The following is a 20,938-nucleotide window of genomic DNA, read 5'->3' as shown; positions in this document are numbered from 1 at the left end:
TCAGTTGGCAAACGCGGCGATGCCGGTCTGCGCGCGGCCAAGGATGAGGGCGTGAATGTCGTGCGTGCCTTCGTAGGTATTCACGACCTCGAGGTTGACCAGGTGGCGCGCCACGCCGAACTCGTCGCTGATGCCGTTGCCGCCCATCATGTCGCGGGCCAGGCGCGCGATGTCCAGCGCCTTGCCGCAGGAATTGCGCTTGAGCAGCGAGGTCACTTCGACCGAGGCCGTGCCTTCGTCCTTCATCCGGCCGAGGCGCAGGCAGCCTTGCAAGCCCAGCGTGATCTCTGTCTGCATGTCGGCCAGCTTCTTCTGGATCAACTGGTTGGCGGCGAGCGGACGGCCGAACTGCTTGCGGTCCAGCGTGTACTGGCGCGCACGGTGCCAGCAGTCCTCGGCGGCGCCGAGTGCGCCCCACGAGATGCCGTAGCGGGCGCTGTTGAGGCAGGTGAACGGACCCTTGAGGCCCTGCACTTCGGGGAATGCGTTTTCCTCGGGGCAGAACACGTTGTCCATCACGATCTCGCCGGTGATCGAGGCGCGCAGGCCGACCTTGCCGTGGATGGCCGGAGCGCTCAGGCCCTTGGCGCCCTTCTCGAGCACGAAGCCGCGGATCGGGCCGACGGCGCCGCTCTCGCTGACTTCCTTGGCCCAGACGACGAACACGTCCGCGATCGGGCTGTTGCTGATCCACATCTTGGCGCCGGTGAGCGAGTAGCCGCCGGGCACCTTCTTGGCGCGCGTGACCATGCTGCCGGGGTCGGACCCATGGTCGGGCTCAGTGAGGCCGAAGCACCCGATCCACTCGCCGGTGGCGAGCTTGGGCAGGAACTTCTGCTTCTGCGCTTCGGAGCCGAACTCGTAGATCGGCACCATCACGAGCGAGCTTTGCACGCTGGCCATGGAGCGATAGCCGGAGTCGACGCGTTCGACTTCGCGGGCGATCAGGCCGTAGCAGACGTAGTTGAGGCCGGGGCCGCCGTATTGCTCGGGAATGGTCGGGCCGAGCAAGCCAAGGGCGCCCATCTCGCGGAAGATGGCCGGATCGGTCTCGCCGTTGCGGAAGCCTTCGAGCACGCGGGGTGCGAGACGCTCCTGGCAGTAGGCGTTGGCGGCATCGCGCACCATGCGCTCGTCGTCGGTGAGCTGCTGGTCGAGGAGAAGGGGGTCGTCCCAATGAAATGCGGCGTGCTTGGCCATGTGAAGTCTCCGAGGGTGGAAGTGCTGAGGTTGGCCGTGATCGTAAGCGCGCGGGGTGAGGAGCGCAAACGATGATTCGACACCCAGTTATGCGTTTTACTCACGTCAAAGCACAATCCGGGACTGGCGTTCCATAGACGAACTCCAACGCTCAACTATGTAGGCTTTGCATACCATGCGGCGCAAGATCCCATCCACCCAGGCCCTCATCTGTTTCGAGGCTGCAGCCCGCCACGAGAGCTACACGCGCGCGGCGCAGGAGCTGGCGCTGACGCAGAGCGCCGTGTCGCGCCAGATCACCGCGCTGGAAGACTTCCTGGGCATGGCGCTCTTCCGCCGCACCCGGCACGGCGTGGCGCTGACACCCGCCGGCGCCGACTACGCGCGACAGATCGCACGGCAACTCGACACCATGGAGCGCGACACGCTCGACGCAATGGCGCGGCAGGGCCAGGGCGGCTCGCTCCAGCTTGCGGCGGTGCCGACCTTCGCGACGCGATGGCTGATCCCGCGGCTGCCGGACTTCGCGGCGAAGCACCCGGACATCACGGTGCACATCGAGACCCGGACGCGGCCCTTCCTGTTCAACGACACGACCTTCGACGCCGCGCTCTATGCCGGCACCGCCGCGCAGACGGCCAACTGGGCCGGCACGCAATCGACAGTGCTGCTCAATGAAGACGTGGTGCCCGTTTGCAGCCCCGCCCTGCTCGCCGGCCGCAAGCCGCTGTCGCCGGCCGCGGTGGCGCGCATGCCGCTGCTGCAGCAGAGCACGCGACCCGATGGATGGCGCCAGTGGTTCGACGCGCAGCGCGTGGATTCGGCACGCGCGCACAGCGGCCCGCGCTACGAACTGTTTTCGATGCTGGCGATCGCTGCGGCGCACGGCCTCGGCGTGGCATTGATGCCCAGCATGTTGATCGAGGCGGAGCTGGCGCGGGGTGAACTCGTCATAGCCTGCGACCGGCCATTGCGCGGCGAACGAAGCTATTTCCTCGTGACGCCCGCGACCCAGGACGAGCGTCCCGCCCTCACGCTTTTTCGTGCCTGGCTGCTGGCGCAGGCGGAGGCTCCGGGCGCGCCTGTTTCTTCCCCGTCTTCACTTCCTTCCGCTCGGGCCGCTGCGCCCGCGCTATCGCGTCCAGTCCCGCCATCACGTAGCTCATGAGTTCATCTGCCAACCCGTCGCTGTCGCGTGCAATGGCCGGCAGCAGCTTGGCCGGCACATCCTTCGGGACGATCATGATCGCCAGACACGGCAACAGCGCAAAAACCAGCCCGCGCTGAACGGTCGGATGCTCCGGCGGCAGCCCCATTGCGCCGCTGACGAGGCCAAGCATGAACTGCGCCTTGGGCCGGATCGCCTTCTCGATCAATGCGGGCATCGCGGCAGAGGGCGTCATCACTTCGCGCAGCACGACGCGGAATCCCCAAGGCGCACCCGCGCGCGTCGCCAGCCTGACGAGCTGCGTCAGCACCGTGCGCAGTCTCAGCACCGGGTCGTCGATACCTTCCGCCAATGCCATGAGGTCCTCGAGTCCCACCACCTGCTGATGCGCGGCGATGAGCACGGCCTCGTACAGGCCGTCGCGGCTGCCGAAGTGGTAGTTGACCGACGCCAGGGGCATGCCGGCGCGTTCGCAGATTTCCTTGCTGGTGGCTTCGGCATAGCCGCGTTCGGCGAAGACCTGCCCCGCCGTCTCGACCAACGTCAGCCGCGTGGCGTCGCCGTCGGGGCGTGACGCGCGCTTGGCGGGAACGGCGGATGTCTTCTTCGCGGTCGCTGGCATCTGTAAACCCTGGAAACAAAGTAGCAGTTTGAATTTAAATTCAAATTCGATATCATCAGTCTACTTCATCGACAACGCAGCGTCATCCCCGGCGCGCAAGAGACCATGAACAAGAAGCCGATCATCCTGGGCGCCATCGTTCTCCTGGCAGGGGCCGCCTTCGCGGCCTGGTACTTCAACCGGCAACCCGCCGACGCACACAGCCTCGTGCTCTACGGCAACGTCGACCTGCGGCAGGTATCCCTGGCCTTCAACGGCAGCGAGCGCATCGGCAAGCTCCACGTGCAGGAAGGCGACCGCGTGAAGGCTGGCCAGGTGCTCGGCGAGCTCGACACCCGCACGCTGCAACTGCAGGCCGCGCAGGCCGAGGCACAGATCGCCGTGCAGACGCAGGCGCTGCAACGCCTGAAGAGCGGCAGCCGCCCGGAGGAAGTCGCCCAGTCGCGGGCACAAGTCGCCGCCGCTGCCGCGGATGCCGAACTGGCCCGCCAGCAACTGGAGCGCCTGCAATCCATTCGCCAGACCACCGTCGGCCGCGCGGTCAGCCAGCAGGACATCGACGCCGCCCAGGCCCGCCAGAAGGTGGCGCAGGCGCAGCTCGAGAACGTGCGCAAGGCACAGCAGCTCGTCGTGACCGGGCCGCGCAAGGAAGACATCGCGCAGGCGCAGGCGCAACTCGACGTCGCGGTCGCGGCGCTCGCCGTGCTCAGGCACCAGTTGCAGGAAGCGCAGCTCAAGGCGCCCATCGATGCGGTGGTGCGCGCGCGGCTGATGGAACCGGGCGACATGGCATCGCCGCAGCGGCCGGTGTTCACGCTGGCGATCACCGATCCCAAATGGGTGCGCGCCTATGTGACTGAAGCCGACCTCGGCCGCGTCAAGCCCGGCATGGCCGCCACGCTGAGCACCGACAGCCATCCGGGGCAGCCCTTGCAAGGCAAGGTCGGCTACATCTCCTCGGTCGCCGAATTCACGCCCAAGACCGTGCAGACCGAGGAGCTGCGCAGCAGCCTGGTCTACGAGATCCGCGTGCTGGCCGACGACCCCGAAGACCGTCTGCGCCTCGGCATGCCCGCGACGGTGCGTCTCGCGCTCGACGGCAACACCGCAACGGCGGGGAGCAAGCCCTGATGGACACGCCGGCGCCGGCGCTCGCGGGCCGCGGCCTGCACAAGCGCTTCGAGGTCAAGGGTGCGGTGGACGTGGTTCGCGCACTCGACGACGTGTCGCTCGAAGTGCCTTCCGGAATGCTCACCGCGCTGGTCGGCCCCGACGGCGCCGGCAAGACCACGCTGCTGCGGCTGGCCGCCGGCCTGATGCGCGCCGATGAGGGTTCGCTGACCGTACTGGGCATCGATGTCGCGAAAGATCCGCAGGCGGTGCAGGATCGCATCAGCTACATGCCGCAGCGCTTCGGCCTCTACGAAGACCTGAGCGTGCAGGAGAACCTCGACCTTTACGCCGACCTTCACGGCGTGGGCAAGGCCGAGCGGCGCGAGCGTTACGCACGCCTGATGGAGATGACCGACCTGGGCCGCTTCACATCGCGTCCGGCCGGCAAGCTCTCGGGCGGCATGAAGCAGAAGCTGGGACTGGCCTGCACGCTGGTGCGCTCGCCGGCGCTGCTGCTGCTCGACGAGCCTACGGTCGGCGTCGATCCGCTCTCGCGACGCGAGCTGTGGGAGATCGTGCAGCAACTCGTCGACGAAGAGCATCTGTCGGTCATCGTCAGCACCGCCTATCTGGACGAGGCCGAGCGTTGCGCGCAGGTCTTCGTGCTGCACGGCGGCAAGCTGATCGCGCAAGGTCCGCCCGCCGAGATCCGCGACAACGCGAGGGATCTCTGCTTCGTCACGACACCTCCCAAAGGCATGGCACCGCGCACCTTGCAGGCACGCTTGCTCGACGCACCCGCGGCGATCATCGATGCGGTGCCGCAAGGCGGCGAGGTGCGCTTCATCCGACGGCCGGACGCGGACGGTGCTTCCGTCGACGCGCTGCTGGGCGGTGCGCCGGCCGAGCCCGTGCCGGCGCGCCTGGAAGACGGCTTCATGGTGCTGCTGCGCGCGAAGCAATCCTCCGCGAAGGCCGCGGCCACACCGCCATCCGACACCTCGCCGCCCGCCGACGACGCCGACGCCGACGAAGTCGTCATCCAGGTGAAAGACCTCGTGCGCAAGTTCGGCGACTTCACCGCCGTCGCTAGCACCAGCTTCGATGTGCGGCGCGGCGAGATCTTCGGCCTGCTCGGCCCCAACGGGGCAGGAAAGACCACCACCTTCCGCATGCTCTGCGGACTGCTGCCGGCCAGCAGCGGCTTCCTGCAGGTGGCCGGCGTCAACCTGCGCACCGCACGCGCACAGGCGCGCGCCCGGATCGGCTACGTCTCGCAGAAGTTCGCGCTCTACGGCAACCTCTCCGTCACCGAGAACCTGCAATTCTTCGGCGGCGCCTACGGCCTCCGCGGGCAGCGGCTTCACGACCGCATGCAGACGGTGCTTCAGCAGTTCGACCTGGTGGGCCAGGAGAACGCCACCAGCGGCCAGTTGCCCGGCGGCTTCAAGCAGCGCCTGGCGATGGCGACCGGCCTGCTGCACGAGCCGGAGATCCTCTTCCTCGACGAACCCACCAGCGGTACCGACCCACTGGCGCGCCGCGAGTTCTGGCGTCGCATCACGGCGCTGGCCGCGGCGGGCGTGACGGTGATCATCACGACGCACTTCATGGAAGAGGCGGAATACTGCGACCGCATCGTGATCCAGGACGCCGGCAAGCTGCTTGCCATCGGCACGCCGCAGCAGGTGCGCGTGCAGGCCGGCAGCGCACCGGACAGCCGCCTCAGCATGGAAGAGGCCTTCATCGACATCGTCACGCAGGCACGCGGCAACGCGAGCGCTCCTGCGGCCGGAGCGCCCGCATGAACACGCCCGCGCAGGCCCCCGCGACGCACAGCCGCTTCTGGCCACGGCTGCTCGCGCTCACGCGCAAGGAGACGCGCCAACTGCTGCGCGATCCGAGCAGCATGGCGATCGGCATCCTGCTGCCGATCATCCTGATCCTCATCTTCGGCTACGGGCTCTCGCTCGACGTGAAGAACGCGCCGATGGCCGTGGTGCTCGAAGACACCTCGCCTACCGCCGTGCAGGCCGTCTCGGGCCTGCAGCTCACGCCCTACATCTCGCCGGTGATGCTGACCTCGATGCGCGAGGCCGAAGCGCTCATGCACCAGCGCAAGGTGGATGGCATCGTGCGCGTGCCGGGCGACTTCTCGCGCCGGCTCGCAGCCGGCAATGCCAGCATCCAGGTGATCGTGCACGGCGCGGATGCGAACAAGGCCGGCATCGTGCTGCGCTACGCGAGCGGCGCCCTCGCACAGAACCCCTTGCGGATGGCCGACCAGGGCGCCGGCACCGCACCGGGCACCGGCGCAGTCACGATCGAGCAGCGGCTGTGGTTCAACAGCGCCAATACCAGCACCTGGTACCTGGTACCAGGGCTCATCGTGCTCATCATGACGCTGGTCGGCGCCTTTCTCACCGCGCTCGTGATGGCGCGCGAATGGGAGCGCGGCACGCTGGAGGCGCTGTTCGTCACGCCCGTGCGGCCGGTGGAGATCCTGCTGGCGAAGATCATTCCCTACTTCGGCATCGGCATGCTCGGGCTGCTGCTGTGCCTCGTCGCCGCGCGCTTCCTGTTCGAGGTGCCGATGTACGGATCACTTGCCGTCATCGTCGTCAGCGCGATGCTCTACCTGCTGGTCGCGGTGGGAGTGGGGCTGGTCATTTCCTCCGTCACCCGCAACCAGTTCCTCGCAAGCCAGGTGGCGCTGATCTCGAGCTTCCTGCCGTCGTTGATGCTGTCGGGCTTTCTGTTCGACCTGCGCAATGTGCCGACCGTCGTCCGCATCGTGGGGCAGGCGTTACCGGCGACCTACTTCATGGAGCTGGTGCGCACTCTCTTCCTCGCGGGCAATGTGTGGCCGCTGATATTCCGGAACTGCGCGATCTTGATGCTCTACGCGGTGGTGCTGCTTTGCGTCGCGCGCTTCGTCACCCGCAAGAACCTGGACTGAAGATCATGAACGGCTCATTGCCCGACTTCGTGCGCCGCGTCGCCAACCTCTGCCGCAAGGAGCTGCTGGCGATCCTCAAGGACCCGTCCAGCCGCGTCATCCTGATCGTGCCGGCGCTGATGCAAAGCCTGCTCTTCGGCTATGCCGCCACCTACGACCTGAGCCATGTCGACTACGCACTGCTCGACCAGAGCCGCAGCGGCGCATCGACCGCGCTCATCGCCAAGCTGGACGGCACAGGCGTCTTCCGCCGCGCCGCGACGCTCACCTCACCCAACGAGATCGCGCCCATCGTCAATGCGCAGGACGCGCTGGTCGTGATCCAGATCGGGCCGCAGTTCGAGCAGCAACTCAACGCGGGCGAATCCGCACCGATCCAGGTGATCATCGATGCGCGCAACTCGAACACCGCGGGTTCGGCGGCGGGCTTCGTCAACTCCGTCGTCTCCGCTTTCAATGATGAATGGCGGCGAAAGCACGGCGGCCTTCAGGCGCCAGTCTCGATCGAATCGCGCGCATGGTTCAACCCCAATCTCGAGACGCGCTGGAACTTCATGCCCGGCATGATCGCGGCGCTCAGCATGATCCAGACCCTGCTGCTGACCGCGCTGTCCGTGGCACGGGAGCGCGAGCAAGGCACCTTCGACCAACTGCTCGTGACGCCGCTGTCGCCCACCGAGATCATGATCGGCAAGGCCATTCCGCCGGTGATGATCGGGCTGGTGCAATCCACGCTCGTCCTGCTCATCACGCTGCTGTGGTTCCGGGTGCCGATGGCGGGGTCCTTCGTCACGCTCTACATCGGGTTGTCGTTCTTCACCATCGCGAGCGTGGGCATCGGGTTGTCGATCTCGGCGGTGTCGGCCAACATGCAGCAGGCCATGCTCTACACCTTCGTGCTGATCATGCCGATGATGCTGCTGTCGGGCCTGACTACTCCGGTGAGCAACATGCCGCGCGCGCTGCAGATCGCCACCATGGCCAACCCGCTGCGCTTTGCCATCGATCTCGTGCAACGCGTCTATCTCGAAGGTGTGGGGTTGCTCACCGTCTGGCACAACCTCATTCCCCTTTTCATCATCGCGGCGATCACGCTGCCATTGGCTGCCTGGCTGTTCCGCCACAGACTGGTATGACTTCCAGCCTCGCCCACTGCGCGCCGCCAAAGCCGGACTTCGGGATTCCCGGCATCGCTTGCTGCTGAAAGGCAAACCATGAAGACTTCGCCCTGCTCTCTCCGCGCCACGGCATGCCTTGCCGGCGTGCTTGCTGCTGCATTGCTTTCCGGCTGCGCCGTCGGCCCCGATTTCAAGCCCCCGGAGCCCGAGGCGCCTTCCAACTTCGCCGCATGGCACAGTGGCTCGCCGGAACTGCTCGACCCGCAACTCGGCTCGCCGGCCGCCGCTGCGGCGCCGCAGGGCTGGTCGATGTTCGGCGACCCTGTGCTCGATGCACTGGAAGCGCAGGCGCTCGCCGCCAACCAGGACCTGCAGACCGCCGCCCTGCGCTTCGCGCAAAGCCGCGCGCAACTCGCGGTGGTCGATTCGCAGAAGAGCATCCAGGTCAACGGCAGCGCGCGCGCGACGCGGCTGCGCGAGAGCGAGGACGGCGAAATGACGCGGCTGCTCGGCGCACTGAACCCCGCCAATCGCGACGACTTGATCAAGGTGCTGAGCGACCCGCACAACTTCTATCAGGCCGGCTTCGACGCCTCGTGGGAAATCGATCTCTGGGGCCGCGTGCGCCGCTCTGTCGAGGCCGCCGATGCCAACGTGGCCGCGTCGAAGGCCATGCTCGCACAGGTGCAGCTCAGCGTGCAGGCCGAAGTGGCACGGCATTACTTCGACCTGCGCGCGGTGCAGCGCCAGATCCGCCTGACACGCGAAGACATCGCGGCCGCCGAAGAGACACTGCAGCTCGTCAAGGCCCGCGCCGACGGCGGGCTCACGACCGACCTCGACGTCACGCGCCAGAACGCGCAGGCCGCCGACCTCCGCGCGCGGTTGCCGCAACTGCTGGTGCAGGAGGCGCAGGCCATCAATCAGCTCACCCTGCTCATCGCCGAGCGGCCCGGCGCGCTCCAGGCGCAACTCGCGCCACTGCCCGACACCGCGGCAGCGCCCCGGCTGCCCGATCTGTCGCTGGGCCTGCCTTCGGAGATAGCGCTGCGCCGGCCCGACATCCAGATGGCGCAGGCGCGGCTGCACGAGGCCACCGCGACCGTCGGCGTGGCCGTGGCCGACCTGTACCCGCGCATCACGCTGGGCGCGAACTTCGGCTTCGAATCGGTAAACAGCAGCAGCTTCGGCGACTGGGGCAGCCGCACGTGGGCCATCGGACCCAGCCTGCAACTGCCCATCTTCGACGGCGGCCGCCGCCGCACGACCGTGACCCTGCGCGAGCTGCAGCAACAGGAAGCCGCCGTGGCCTACCAGCAGACCGTGCTGAGGGCATGGCACGAGATCGATGATGCGCTGAACGTCTACACGGCTGAACGCCGCCGCAACGCGCAACTGGCGGTGAGGGAGCGCAGCAGCCGCGAGGCGCTGCAACTCGCGCAAGTGCGCTACGAGCACGGGCTCACGGACTTTCTGGTACAGCTGGATGCGCAGCGGACGTGGCTGCAGGCGCAGCGGGAGTACGCGGAGAGCACGAGCCGGTTGGCGATGGGGTTGGTGGCTGTGTCGAAGGCGTTGGGTGGGGCGGGGGATGTTGGAGGCAAGTCGTGAACTTCGACGGCCTCGCGCATGGTGACCGCTGCACCCGATGCGCGGCTCCCACGTAAGGCCTTGCGGGGTCATTCAGGGTTGCGGCCCTGCCTTGGCTCTTTCTTTGGGTGGGCTTTGACGGGAGGTGTCGCCTCGTCGATCAGTGCGCCGGAAGCGATGACGAGGCGGTGAACGGCGGCTGCGATCATGCGCAGCCGCTCAACCATGCCGAAGGAGGTGCGTTGCGGCGGGAAGTCCTGCCGCTCGAGGCACCAGGACACGGCGAAGCCAACGACCAATCCCCAGAACGCGGCGCCGATGTTGAGAACCGCGAGATCCGCTGCCGTGACAAGAAAGGCCACCAGCGAGCCGAGCGTGAACCGATCCTTGAACGCCGTCATGAAGGCGGACTGCAAGATGCGCAGCATGGCCAGGCCAGCCAACACCATGATGAAGGCCTTTGGCAGATGGAGCATCAGCCGCGTGAACGCCGGCGACATCAGGCCGAAGGCCATTGCGAGGATGCCGGTGAAGATGGCCGCGCTGTAGTGGCGGGGACGCTCCCCCGAGCCCGTGATGATTGCATTCGTGGGACCGGTGAGGCAGGTACTGACCGCACCGACCGCCGCGCTCAGCATGGCTCCGATCCCGCAGGCTGCCGTCACGGCGTTCACCGGTGGCTCGTGCCCCGCCGACTTCAACACGGCGATGCCCTGGCCGTTCTGGACGACCAGCACCGTGACGGCGAGCGGCACCACGAGTTCCACCATGGCGGACCACGACCACGCTGGCATTCGCACGACGGGACGAACCAGTTCGATGGCCCCGAGCGCGGCGATGTCCATTCGCGCCAGGAATGCTGTCATGGCGGCACCCACCAGCAGGGCACCGATCAACGGCGGCAGTCGCCGCCCCAGCGCAGGCACCGCCGTCAGCGCCAGCCATGCGATGACCATCGGCCCCGCCAACGCGACGTCGTCGTGCAACGATCGCACGAGGTCCAATCCGAACCTCAGGAACACGGCGGCCACCATGCCCATCACGATCGGCATCGGGATCGCTGCCATCGCCCGGCGCACCCAGCCCGTGCAACCCAGGACCAACATGAGCGCACCGGTCGCGTAGTACGCCCCGATCACCTCGGCGAAGCTGAGGTGCATCAGCGCAGGACCGACCAGCACGGTACCGGGAATGGTCCAGAAGAAGGCCAGGGGCTGACGGTACAGCCAGCACATCGACACGCTGACGAGGCCATTGACGAAGAACACGCCGAAGAGCCACGAAGCCAACTCCGCCTCGCTCAAGCCGCCGCCTGCGCCGACCGACAGGATGATCGCGACCGGCGCGGTGGCCGCGAAGACAAAGCCGATGAATCCGTTGGCTGCATAGGTGGGGCCGAAATCGGCCACCACCCGGCGCCAGCCGGGCAGCGACCCCGACGGCCGCTCGAGGTGGTGCAACATGGCCGGCCGCTACTTTGCGGCGACTGCGGCCGTCGAGCCAACTGGCGAATTCTCGCGGGGCGCACCTGAAGCATCGACATGTTGGGCACCTGTCGAGCGACCATGGTCGATCAAGGCCACCGCAACGGCCGCAATCACCGCGGGAATCGCGATCGCCATGAAGTTCTGCTGCAGCGGGAGTGCCAGGCCCACAAGGCTGCCGATCACGATCGGCGCGAGGATGGCGCCGCTTCGTCCCACGCCCGAGGCCCAGCCGATGCCCGTGGCGCGCACCGCCATCGGATAGAACTGCCCGACGTAGGCGTAGGTCACGATCTGCGTGCCGATGGTCGAAGCGCCCGCCAGGCCGACCAGCAGGAACAGCAATTCCGTTGGAGCGCGATAGCCCAGCAGCGTGATCGACACCGCCGCCAACGCATACATGCCCACCAGGACGTACTTGATGTGGAAGCGATCGGCGAGCCAGCCCCCGCCCACCGCGCCGATCATGGCGCCGAAGTTCAGCACCAGCACGAAAGTCAAGGCGGACCCCAGGCTGTAGCCGGCGCCCGCCATCAACCGCGTCAGCCACGAGCTGAGCGCGTACACCATGAACAGGCACATGAAGAACGCGATCCAGAACATCACGGTGCTGAAGCCGCGGCCGTCCTGGAACAGGCGGCCGATCGGCGCGCTCGCGGCCTTGTCTTCGCGCGGCAACGCGAAGCTGTCGCCAGCCTCCGGCCGGTAGGCGGGATCGAGGCGCGACGCGAGGCGTTGCAACTCGTCGAGTCGATTCGCCTTCATGAGAAAGGGCATCGACTCGGGCATCGATTTCAGGATCGCGGGGATCAGCAGTACCGGCAAGCCTGCCGCGAGAAACACCGACGACCAGCCATAGGCTTCGATCAGTCCCTTGCCGAGCAGCGCGGCCAGCATGCCTCCAACCGCATAGCCGCTGAACATCAGCGTGACCATCGTGCTGCGGATCTTGCGCGGTGAATACTCGGTCATCTGGGCGACTACGTTCGGCATCACGCCGCCAATGCCAAGCCCGGCCAGGAAGCGCATCACGCTGAAGCTGACCGGCTCGTGGGTGAGGCCGGCCGCCGCGGTGAAGATGCTGAAAAGCGCGATGCAGATGACGATGGCGCGTCGCCGGCCGATCCTGTCCGCGATCGTGCCGAGGAAGATGGCGCCGAACATCATGCCGAACAGGGCAGAGCTGACCATGAAGCCCGCATTCGTCGGGCTCACGCCCATCTCCTTCATGATCGAGGGCAGCGCGATGCCGGCCACTGCGAGGTCGTAGCCATCGAAGATGATGATCAGGGCGCACCAGAAGAGAACCAGCCCGTGGAAGCGATTGAAGCGGGCCTCGTCGGCCAGCTTGTGGAGATCGATGTTGCGCATGGTTTTGTCTCGATGTGTGGTTGGGTGTGGGGAATGAAGGCCGCCGCGGCGTCAGCCGAGATCGCCGCCGCCGACCGGCACGACCGTTCCCGTGATGTAGGAAGCGTCGTCGGATGCCAGGAACAGGATGGGCGCGACCTGTTCGTCGATCGTCCCGTAGCGGTGCATGAGACTGGAATCGACCGTCTGGTCGACCACGCCCTGGTACCAGGCGGTGTCGCGCGCATTGGGCTTGGCCTTCGATGCGTTGCGCGGCACGCGACGCGGAGGCGCATCGGTTCCGCCTGGCGCCGTGGCATTGATGCGGATGCCGTTGCGCGTGTGCTCCATGGCCAGCGACGCGGTCAGCGCATTGACGCCCCCCTTGGCCGCCGAATACGGCACGCGGTGCACACCGCGCGTGGCGACCGACGAGACGTTGACGATGACGCCGCGCTTCTTCCTGACCATGAACGGCAGCGCGGCGCGGCAGGACCACAGCGTCGGGAAAAGCGAGCGCCGGATCTCGGCCTCGATCTGCGCCTCTTCATAGTGCTCGTAGGGCTTGGCCCAGATCGTGCCGCCGACATTGTTGATGAGCACATCGACGCGCCTGAACCGGGCCAGGCATTCCGCCACCATGGCCTGCGCGCCGGCGAAGGTTTCGAGATCGGCCCGGAAAGCCGCGGCGGTGCCGCCGCCCTTTTCGATCTCGGCGACGACCTCCTCGACGATGTCGGCGCGGTCGACGGCCAGCACCGTGCCGCCTTCGGCCGCCACCTGCAGCGCGACACCACGGCCAATGCCTTGCGCGGCGCCGGTGACGATCACGACCTTGTCCTTGAAGCGGTGCGCGCTCATGCTGCCACCGCTTCGTTGGCGGAAGAGAACTTCTCGAAGTGGAAGCTCCTGGGCGTCACGCCGACACCGGACATCCACTTGCGCACCCCTTCCACCATCGGCGGCGGGCCGCACACGTACACATCGACGTCGCCATCGTGCAGGTCATCGCCCGAAAGATGATGGGTCACGTAGCCTTGCTTCGGATGCCCGCTGTCCTCGTCCACCACGCAGGTGAAGAACTCGAAGTCCGGCAAGCTCGCCTTCAGCTCTGCCAGGGTTTCGAGTTCGACCAGGTCGTCGTTGGAGTTCACGCCGTAGGCCAGGCGAATCGGCTGGTCGGTCGGGTTCTCTTTCAGCCACAGCAGCATCGACAGGAAGGGCGCGAGGCCGGTGCCACCCGCCAGCATCAGGATCGGGCGCACGGCCGGGCGCAGGTAGAAGCTGCCGTACGGTCCCGTGAACATCATGAAATCCTCGGGCTGTGCCTTCTGGCGCATGTAGGTGCTCATCAGGCCGTCGGGCACGTCGCGGATCAGGAAGGCCAGTTCGGACGTGTTGGGGGCGGAACTGAACGAGTACGAGCGCGTCTCCTTGCTGCCGGGCACCGTGAGGTTCACGTACTGTCCCGGCAGGAAGGCCAGCGGACGCTCGGCCTGCAGCGAGAACGAGACAGTCGTCGCCGAGTCGCGTTCTATCTTCGTGAGCTTTCCGCCGTGCGTGCCGACCTCCGTCTTGCACGCCGCCGACGAGGCCGGCACGCGCACCACGCAGTCGGAAGTGGGCTTCATCTGGCAGGTGAGCACGTAGCCGTTGGCCGCTTCGTCGTCGGCCAGGGCATCCTCGATGTAGTCGCCCATCGTGTAGCTGCCGCTCTCGCAGTGGCACTTGCAGGTGCCGCAGGCGCCGTCGCGGCAGTCGAGGGGAATGTTGATCTTGGCGCGATACGCCGCGTCGGCGATCAGTTCGTTGGGCTCGCACGGAATGATGCGCGAAACCCCGTCTTCGAACTGCAAGGCGATGTTGAATGACATGGTTGTCTCCTTGTCCCAATTGGCGAAGGGTTCAGATGTGATAGATGTCGAGCAGGTGGTGGATGTAGTCGTTCTTGAGGACGACGTACTTGCGCTTGATCAGCGGCTTGTCTCCGCTCGTGTCGAGCGTGTACTGGGAGCTCCCGAAGTACACGTCCACGATGTCATAGCGGAAGCTGTGCGTGGTCCAGTTGAAGGACACCACGCATTGCTTCTCGTCCTGGGACAGCACCTCGAGGTTGTTGATCGCATGGCCCGTGCGTGTGTCCGGCATCGTGGCGCTGGAGCGCTCCGTCTGGATACGGAACACGCGATCCTCGAGGCCCTGCTTGTTCGGGTAGTAGATCAGCGAAACCTCGTTCTGCGGATCGGTCGTGAGCTTGTCGTCGTCATCCCATGACGGCATGAAGAATTCGGCGTCGTCCGCGTAGCAGGCGAGCCAGTCGACCCAGCGGTGCTCGTCGAGGGCGCGGGCTTCCGAGTAGACGAAGGCCTGGAGTTCCTGGTAGGACAACATCACTGGCCTCCCGGGGCGTGCTCGGCATGCTCGACCATCACGGCCTTCTTCATGGTGTCGAGCCAGTATTCGTGCTGGCCGATGTAGAGCCCTTCGTCTTCGGTCTTGACGCAACTCAGGTCCGGCTTCAGGTCGATCAGGTCGGCTGTCGCGTCGGGCCCCTTGATCCAGTGCGTGGCGCCGCGGCTCATGTCGTTCCACTTCACGGCCCGTGCGCCGTAGCCGTGCTGACAGGACCGGAACTCTTCCAGGTCGTCGGGCGTGGCCATGCCGGTCGCGTTGAAGAAGTCCTCGTACTGGCGCAGGCGGCGCGTGCGTGCTTCCGGTGCCTCGCCCTTCGGCGCGATGCAATAGATCGTCACCTCCGTCTTGTTGACCGAGATCGGCCGGACGATGCGGATCTGCGAGCTGAACTGGTCCATCAGGTAGACGTTGGGGTACAGGCACAGGTTGCGCGACTTGCCCAGCATCCAGTCCGTGCGGGCCTCGCCGAACTTCCCGATCCATTCGTCGCGCTGTGAATACAACGGCCGGTCTTCGGGGTTGGCCCAGTTGGTCCACAAAAGCAGATGGCCGTGCTTGAAGGTGTAAGAGCCACCACCCTGTTGCGCCCACTTGCCGGCGTTCATCGCCTTCACGGTGTCGACCTTGCCGTCGACGCTGCGACGGCTTGTGGTGGCCGCGTAGTTCCAGTGCACCGACGACACGTGGTAGCCGTCCGCACCGTTCTCCGCGCCGAGCTTCCAGTTGCCGTCGAAGGTGTAGGTCGACGCACCGCGCAGCACCTCTAGGCCATCGGGCGACTGGTCGACGATCATGTCGATGATCTTGGCGGCCTCTCCCAGGTGTTCCTTCAGAGGAACGACGTCGGGGTTCACGCTGCCGAACAGGAAGCCGCGATAGTTCTCGAACGCGCCGAGCCTCGCGAGGTCGTGGCTGCCTTCGCAATTGAAGCTCGACGGGTAGCCGGCCTCGGCGCTGTTGTCCTTGACCTTCAGCAGCTTGCCGGCGTTGTTGAACGTCCAGCCGTGGAACGGACAGGTGAGGCTCGACTTGTTGCCCTTCTTGTGGCGACACAGGATGGCGCCACGGTGCGTGCAGGTGTTCGCCAGCGCATTGAGCTTGCCGTCCTTGCTGCGCGTGATGACCACCGGCTGGCGGCCGACATACACGGTCAGATAGTCGTTGACGTTGGCGATCTGGCTCTCGTGCGCCAGGTAGACCCAGTTGCCTTCGAAGATGTGCTTCATCTCCAGGTCGAACAACTGCTCATCGGTGAAGACGGAACGGTCCAGGCGGTACTTGTGCTCGACCGGATCGTCTTCGAGCAAGGCATCCAGCCTGGCGAGGTTCGGCGTCGACGGGACGGGATAGATGGGGATCATGCGTGTCTCCTGGGAGGTAGGCGAATTGGCGATTCACTGAAAGGGGGTCGTCGCAAAGCCGAAGCACGCTGCTTCACCCATCGACGATCGGTGTGGAAATGGACCTCCCGGCCGGCCTCGTGCCGGCTCGGGAGCGGCAGCGTCGGATCAGCCGACAGCGCGGGCCACGCGGGCCTGAGGCGAGGCCTCGCTCTCGTCAATGGCCGGCTGCATGATGAAGTCGAATGGCACACGGGTGAAGGGCTCGTTCACGCCGAGCGACTCGTAACCCCTGGCGGGCGTGTTCTTCTCCAGTTGGAGGATCAAGCCGTCCCGCGTTGCGAAGGCGAAGTCGTCGTCGATGAAGCTGTCGCCCGGCACATTGACCTGCGTCGTCAGCGTGCGCAGCCCCGGCGCGACCACGAGGAAGTGGATGTGCGCCGGGCGGTTGCCGTGGCGTCCGATCGCGCTGAACAACTCCGAGGTCGGGCTGTTCGGGGGAATCGCGTAGCCCGGCGGCAGGAAACTGCGAAAGCGGTAGCGCCCTTGGGCGTCGGTCTCGATGCGGCGGCGCAGGGCGTACTCGGCCTGGTCAGGGTCGAAGTGCGAATAGCGGCCCAGTTCGTTGGCGTGCCACACGTCGACGATGGCACCGGCAACGGGCTCGCCGTGGATGTCGAGCACGCGACCCTCCATCACCATCGTTTCGCCGCGCTTCGCGTCGCCTTCTTCATCGACGCGCACTTCGTACTTCGCGAGCGGCGCACCGGCAATGTAGAGCGGCCCTTCGATGGCGCGCGGGGTCCCGGCATTGCGCCCCGCGCGTTCATCGGCTTCGTCGAGGCGGATGTCCAGCAGACGATCGAAGCCCAGGCCGGCGGTGATCAGGCCCGCCTGGCCGCTCGATGCCAGGCGCGAAAGCCAGTCGACGCCCGCCCAGAACTCGTCGGGCTGGATGTCCAGGTCGTCGATCGCGCGAAAAAGGTCGCCGACGATGCGCGCCGTGATCTTCTGGACGCGTGGGTTGCCGTTGGGCCGGTTCGAGTGCGTGACTTTTTCCAGCAGCTGGGTCTTGCTCATTTCGTTCATGGCTTTGTCTCCGTGGGGTCGTGGGGGTCAGGGTTGAGGGAAATGGAAATCAGCGGTCGTCGTGGTGGATGGACGAGGCGTGACGGCAGAGCGGCCGCACCTCGATATCCATGTAGGGGAACAGGGGCAGCGTCATCAGCGTGTCGTGCAACGCCGCGTTGTCGGCAACGTCGAAGATGCTGACGTTGGCGTAGCGCCCGGCAACTCGCCACAGGTGGCGCCAGACACCGTCGCGCTGGAGGCCCTGTGCAATCTCCTTCTCGCGCGACTTGAGCTGGTCGGCTTGCGCCGGCGGCATGTCGTGCGGAAGGCGAACGGTCATTTCGACGTGGAACAGCATGGCGGTGGTCCTCAGGCGGTGACGGCGACGGCCTGCGACGAGCGGTCGCGGCGATAGAAGGCGAGCTTGTCGAGGTCGAGCTGTACGCCAAGGCCGGGCACCTTCGGCAGTTGCAGTTCGAAGTCGCGGTAGTCAGGACGCCGGACAACGATGTCGTCCTTGAGCAGCAACGGGCCGAACAGTTCGGTGCCCCAGCTCAGCTTCGGGCAGGCGGCAAAGACATGGGCCGCGGCGATGCTCCCGATGCTGCCCTCCAGCAGAGTGCCGCCGTAGATGCCGACGCCGCTCGCGTCGGCGACGGAAGCAGCCCGCAAGGTGGGCCACAGGCCGCCGGCCTGCGAGATCTTGAGCGCGTAGACGTCGGCAGCGGCATCGGCGGCCAGGTCGAAGGCATCGATCGCATCGTGCACCGCCTCGTCGGCCATGATGGCGACATCGAAGCGGGCGCTGAGCCGCTTCAATGCGCGACGATTGCGGCGTGCCACGGGTTGTTCCACGAGGCTGACGCCGATGGCTTCGAGCGCTGCAATGCCTTGGACGGCGGTAGTCTCGTCCCAGGCCTGGTTCACGTCGACAGTGAGCATCACGTCGTCGCCCAGGCCGCGGCGGATCGCCTGGACGTGAGCGATGTCCTCTGCCAGCGGGTGGCTTCCGATCTTCAGCTTGAAGACGTTGTGACGGCGCGCCTCGATCAAGGCAAGCGCCTCGTCGACGTCGCGCGTGGCATCTCCGCTCGCCAGGGTCCAGAGCACCGGCAGAGCCTCGCGCATGGCGCCACCCAGCAGCGCGTGGATGGGAAGGCCGAGGCGCTGGCCTTGCGCATCGAGCAATGCGATCTCGACCGCCGACTTGGCGAAGGAGTTGCCTTGGACGGAAGCGGACACGCGCTGCATCGCTACATTGACGCCGGTCGCGTCCGTGCCGATGAGCAGCGGCGCGAGGTAGTTGTCGATCGCGCTCTTGATGCTCTCGGGGCTTTGGTCGCCGTAGGCCAGGCCGCCGATGGTGGTGGCCTCGCCGACGCCGGTGAGGCCGTCGCTGCAGACCAGCTGCACGATCACGAGCGTCTGGCGCATCATGGTCGTCATCGCCAGCTTGTGGGCGCGGATGGTCGGCAAGTCGACCAGGACGGCGTCGACGGATTGAATGGTGGGGCTCGTGTTCATGGGTTGAATGTTCGTCTTCACGAGGCTTGCGGTCCAATATCGATTGAGTCCGGCAAAATACCTTCAAGGTATAGAGACTCCGGGTTTTCACCGAGCACGTGATCCGCCAACAGGAGACGCCATGCACCTCGAATTGCGCCATCTGCGCTACTTCTGCGCGGTCGCCCGCGAACTGAGCTTCAGCCGCGCGGCCGAACAGTTGCATATCGCCCAGCCGCCATTGAGCCGGCAGATCCGCACGCTCGAAGAGGAACTCGGCGCGGAACTGCTGCACCGGGGGTCGCGTCCGCTGCGTCTCACGCCGGCCGGACGGTTCTTCCAGATCCAGGCGCAGCAGATGCTCGATCGCATGTCGGAAGTGCAAGCCGCAACCGCGCGCATCGCGGGCGGCAGACGCACCTGGTACGCGATCGGGTTTGCGCCCTCCACGCTGTACGGCAAGCTGCCCGACGTGATCCGGAAATTCCGTGAGGAACAGCCGACGGTCGACCTGAGCCTGTACGAGATGACGACGGTGCAGCAGGTGGAGGGTCTCAAGGCGGGCCGCATCGACATGGGTTTCGGCCGGCTCAACTTCGATGACGATGACGTCGTCGGCGAACTGGTTCGTGAGGAGCCGGTGATGGTGGCGTTGCCCGCGAACCATCGCCTGGTCAAGCACAAGACGATCAGCCTGGCCAAGCTGGCGACGGAGCCGCTCCTGCTGTATCCCGCGAAGCCGCGGCCGAGCTATGCCGACCAGGTGCTGGAGATGTTCCAGTCGCGCGGCCTGAAGCCCGTGATCGCGCTGGAATCGAACGAGGTGCAAACCGCCATCGGCCTCGTGGTCGCAGGCCTCGGGTATGCACTGGTGCCGCAGTCGGTGCAGAACCTGCACCGCGACGGCGTGCTCTACCTGCCCTTGGGCGACGCAGGCGTGACCACGCCGGTGATCATGAACCGCCGCCGAAGCGACGAATCTGAGTTGACGACCTACCTGGCCGAGATGGTCCGGTCATTGCCGACTTCCGTGCGCAGCATGGCCAGGCGGGCGGAATAGGAAGGTTCAGTCGGTCGCCGCGTCCAGCCCACGCTGGATGCGAGCTTTCAATGCGAGCAGCACAGGAGCGAGCTCGCGCACCATCTGCGCGAATGGTTCAGCCGTGGACAGGCTCACGTTCAGCGCATAGTGCGAGCCCTTGAACGCCAAAGGCGTGGCCACCGCGACGACCTCGGGCTGCCATGCGGCCGCGCAGTAGCCTTGTTCTTCCACCGCGCGAATCGCCTCCGACAGTGCTGGCCCGAGTTGCGTCCATTGCGCACGCCGCAGCCGGCGGAAGTGAGCCAGCAGGGCCTTGCGCCGCCCTTCCGGAGCGCTCGCGAGATAGGCCCGCCCGAGGGAGGTCAGCTCCATCGGCACGCGTTGCCCCGAGACGACCGTTCGCAGCGACGGCCGCCGGTTGTAGCGGATGGATTCCAGATAGACCATCTCATCCCGATCGGGAGCGGCCAGTCCCACGTTGATGCGTTCCCCCTGGGAGGCGGCGCGCATGTGCGGTGCTGCGATGGCGAGCGCGGTGGAGCCGCTCCGCATCGCGTGCGCCAGGCTGAGCACTGCGGGCGCGAGGCTGTAGGCGCGCGTGCGCGGCTCCACTTGGAGGTAGCCCATGCCGACCAGCGTCTGCGCCAGCCGGCTCACGGTGGAGCGCGACAGGCCCGTTCGCTCGGCGAGTTCCGCGTTGCCGAGCAGTTCCGAACCGGGCCGGAACGATCGAAGTATCTCGATGCCTCGCTCGAGCGACCTGTTGGACGGAGAGCGGCCGGGGTTCTCGGGTCTGAGGGACTGCGCGGACCTGGACGACATGCGGCAAGTCTAGCCAGTTCCACTGGATGGAATTGGTGGGATGCCAATCGGCCCAGGACTTCCTAAGCTTCGTCCATGGTGACTCCGGCCCGTGAGCACCAGATCACGACAGCCCATTTGCCCGCGCGGCAGGAGACAACC

The 20,938-nt window shown here is 66.3% G+C and carries 18 protein-coding genes and 1 pseudogene; 7 read left to right on the top strand and 12 right to left on the bottom strand.

What is annotated here, in order from left to right:
* Positions 1 to 1,200: an acyl-CoA dehydrogenase gene (locus QTH97_RS19730; protein WP_286570150.1), complete on the bottom strand. Its 1,200-nt coding sequence runs from the start codon at positions 1,198 to 1,200 to the stop codon at positions 1 to 3.
* A 175-nt stretch (positions 1,201 to 1,375) separates the two neighbouring features.
* Here QTH97_RS19730 and QTH97_RS19725 point away from each other — a divergent pair, with 175 nt between their 5' ends.
* Positions 1,376 to 2,368, top strand: a complete 993-nt coding sequence (locus QTH97_RS19725) for a LysR substrate-binding domain-containing protein (RefSeq protein WP_286570149.1) — start codon at positions 1,376 to 1,378, stop codon at positions 2,366 to 2,368.
* A gap of 103 nt (positions 2,369 to 2,471) precedes the next feature.
* Here the strand turns inward: QTH97_RS19725 and QTH97_RS19720 are convergent.
* A pseudogene (locus QTH97_RS19720) lies at positions 2,472 to 2,990 on the bottom strand (TetR/AcrR family transcriptional regulator); the annotation flags it as partial.
* Between the two features lie 105 nt (positions 2,991 to 3,095).
* On the opposite strand from QTH97_RS19720, the gene QTH97_RS19715 reads away from it, so the two are divergent.
* The 5 genes from QTH97_RS19715 (at position 3,096) to QTH97_RS19695 (ending at position 9,791) form a co-directional block, all read left to right on the top strand.
* Complete coding sequence (locus QTH97_RS19715; protein WP_286570148.1) at positions 3,096 to 4,121, top strand: HlyD family secretion protein; 1,026 nt, start codon at positions 3,096 to 3,098, stop codon at positions 4,119 to 4,121.
* The gene (locus QTH97_RS19710; RefSeq protein WP_286570147.1) at positions 4,121 to 5,911 is read left to right on the top strand and encodes an ATP-binding cassette domain-containing protein; all 1,791 of its coding nucleotides are present in this window, start codon (positions 4,121 to 4,123) and stop codon (positions 5,909 to 5,911) included. Before QTH97_RS19715 ends, QTH97_RS19710 begins: the two co-directional genes overlap by 1 nt.
* Positions 5,908 to 7,062: an ABC transporter permease gene (locus QTH97_RS19705; RefSeq protein ID WP_286570146.1), complete on the top strand. Its 1,155-nt coding sequence runs from the start codon at positions 5,908 to 5,910 to the stop codon at positions 7,060 to 7,062. Before QTH97_RS19710 ends, QTH97_RS19705 begins: the two co-directional genes overlap by 4 nt.
* Before the next feature lie 5 nt (positions 7,063 to 7,067).
* Complete coding sequence (locus QTH97_RS19700) at positions 7,068 to 8,198, top strand: ABC transporter permease (RefSeq protein ID WP_286570145.1); 1,131 nt, start codon at positions 7,068 to 7,070, stop codon at positions 8,196 to 8,198.
* Positions 8,199 to 8,276: 78 nt separating this feature from the next.
* Positions 8,277 to 9,791, top strand: coding sequence for an efflux transporter outer membrane subunit (locus QTH97_RS19695; protein ID WP_286570144.1), 1,515 nt, complete (start codon positions 8,277 to 8,279; stop codon positions 9,789 to 9,791).
* Between the two features lie 68 nt (positions 9,792 to 9,859).
* On the opposite strand, the gene QTH97_RS19690 is transcribed toward QTH97_RS19695, so the two are convergent.
* The 9 genes from QTH97_RS19690 to QTH97_RS19650 form a co-directional block, all read right to left on the bottom strand.
* On the bottom strand, positions 9,860 to 11,233 hold the full coding sequence (locus QTH97_RS19690) for a benzoate/H(+) symporter BenE family transporter (RefSeq protein WP_286570143.1): 1,374 nt from the start codon (positions 11,231 to 11,233) through the stop codon (positions 9,860 to 9,862).
* Positions 11,234 to 11,242: 9 nt separating this feature from the next.
* Positions 11,243 to 12,625, bottom strand: coding sequence for an MFS transporter (locus QTH97_RS19685; protein ID WP_286570142.1), 1,383 nt, complete (start codon positions 12,623 to 12,625; stop codon positions 11,243 to 11,245).
* Between the two features lie 51 nt (positions 12,626 to 12,676).
* Positions 12,677 to 13,465 (bottom strand): benzoate diol dehydrogenase BenD, encoded by a 789-nt coding sequence (gene benD / locus QTH97_RS19680; RefSeq protein ID WP_286570141.1) that lies wholly within the window; start codon positions 13,463 to 13,465, stop codon positions 12,677 to 12,679.
* Positions 13,462 to 14,478, bottom strand: a complete 1,017-nt coding sequence (benC, locus tag QTH97_RS19675; RefSeq protein WP_286570140.1) for a benzoate 1,2-dioxygenase electron transfer component BenC — start codon at positions 14,476 to 14,478, stop codon at positions 13,462 to 13,464. The genes benD and benC overlap by 4 nt, the downstream gene beginning before the upstream one ends.
* Positions 14,479 to 14,509: 31 nt before the next feature.
* Positions 14,510 to 14,995: a benzoate 1,2-dioxygenase small subunit gene (gene benB / locus QTH97_RS19670; protein ID WP_286570139.1), complete on the bottom strand. Its 486-nt coding sequence runs from the start codon at positions 14,993 to 14,995 to the stop codon at positions 14,510 to 14,512.
* Positions 14,995 to 16,380, bottom strand: coding sequence for a benzoate 1,2-dioxygenase large subunit (gene benA / locus QTH97_RS19665; protein WP_286570138.1), 1,386 nt, complete (start codon positions 16,378 to 16,380; stop codon positions 14,995 to 14,997). The genes benB and benA overlap by 1 nt, the downstream gene beginning before the upstream one ends.
* Positions 16,381 to 16,527: 147 nt before the next feature.
* Positions 16,528 to 17,448, bottom strand: coding sequence for a dioxygenase family protein (locus QTH97_RS19660; protein WP_286570137.1), 921 nt, complete (start codon positions 17,446 to 17,448; stop codon positions 16,528 to 16,530).
* A 49-nt stretch (positions 17,449 to 17,497) separates the two neighbouring features.
* Entirely contained in the window at positions 17,498 to 17,788 is a 291-nt protein-coding gene (gene catC / locus QTH97_RS19655; protein ID WP_286570136.1) for a muconolactone Delta-isomerase, read from the bottom strand.
* Between the two features lie 11 nt (positions 17,789 to 17,799).
* The gene (locus QTH97_RS19650; RefSeq protein WP_286570135.1) at positions 17,800 to 18,954 is read right to left on the bottom strand and encodes a muconate/chloromuconate family cycloisomerase; all 1,155 of its coding nucleotides are present in this window, start codon (positions 18,952 to 18,954) and stop codon (positions 17,800 to 17,802) included.
* 121 nt (positions 18,955 to 19,075) lie between these two features.
* Here QTH97_RS19650 and QTH97_RS19645 point away from each other — a divergent pair, with 121 nt between their 5' ends.
* Positions 19,076 to 19,993 (top strand): LysR family transcriptional regulator, encoded by a 918-nt coding sequence (locus QTH97_RS19645; RefSeq protein WP_286570134.1) that lies wholly within the window; start codon positions 19,076 to 19,078, stop codon positions 19,991 to 19,993.
* Positions 19,994 to 19,999: 6 nt separating this feature from the next.
* Here QTH97_RS19645 and QTH97_RS19640 read toward each other — a convergent pair whose 3' ends face one another.
* Positions 20,000 to 20,797, bottom strand: a complete 798-nt coding sequence (locus QTH97_RS19640; RefSeq protein ID WP_286570133.1) for an IclR family transcriptional regulator — start codon at positions 20,795 to 20,797, stop codon at positions 20,000 to 20,002.
* Between the last annotated feature and the right edge of the window lie 141 nt (positions 20,798 to 20,938).

This window comes from Variovorax gracilis, from assembly GCF_030317115.1.
GTDB lineage: Bacteria > Pseudomonadota > Gammaproteobacteria > Burkholderiales > Burkholderiaceae_C > Variovorax > Variovorax gracilis.
This window is presented reverse-complemented; position numbering and strand designations above follow the sequence as displayed.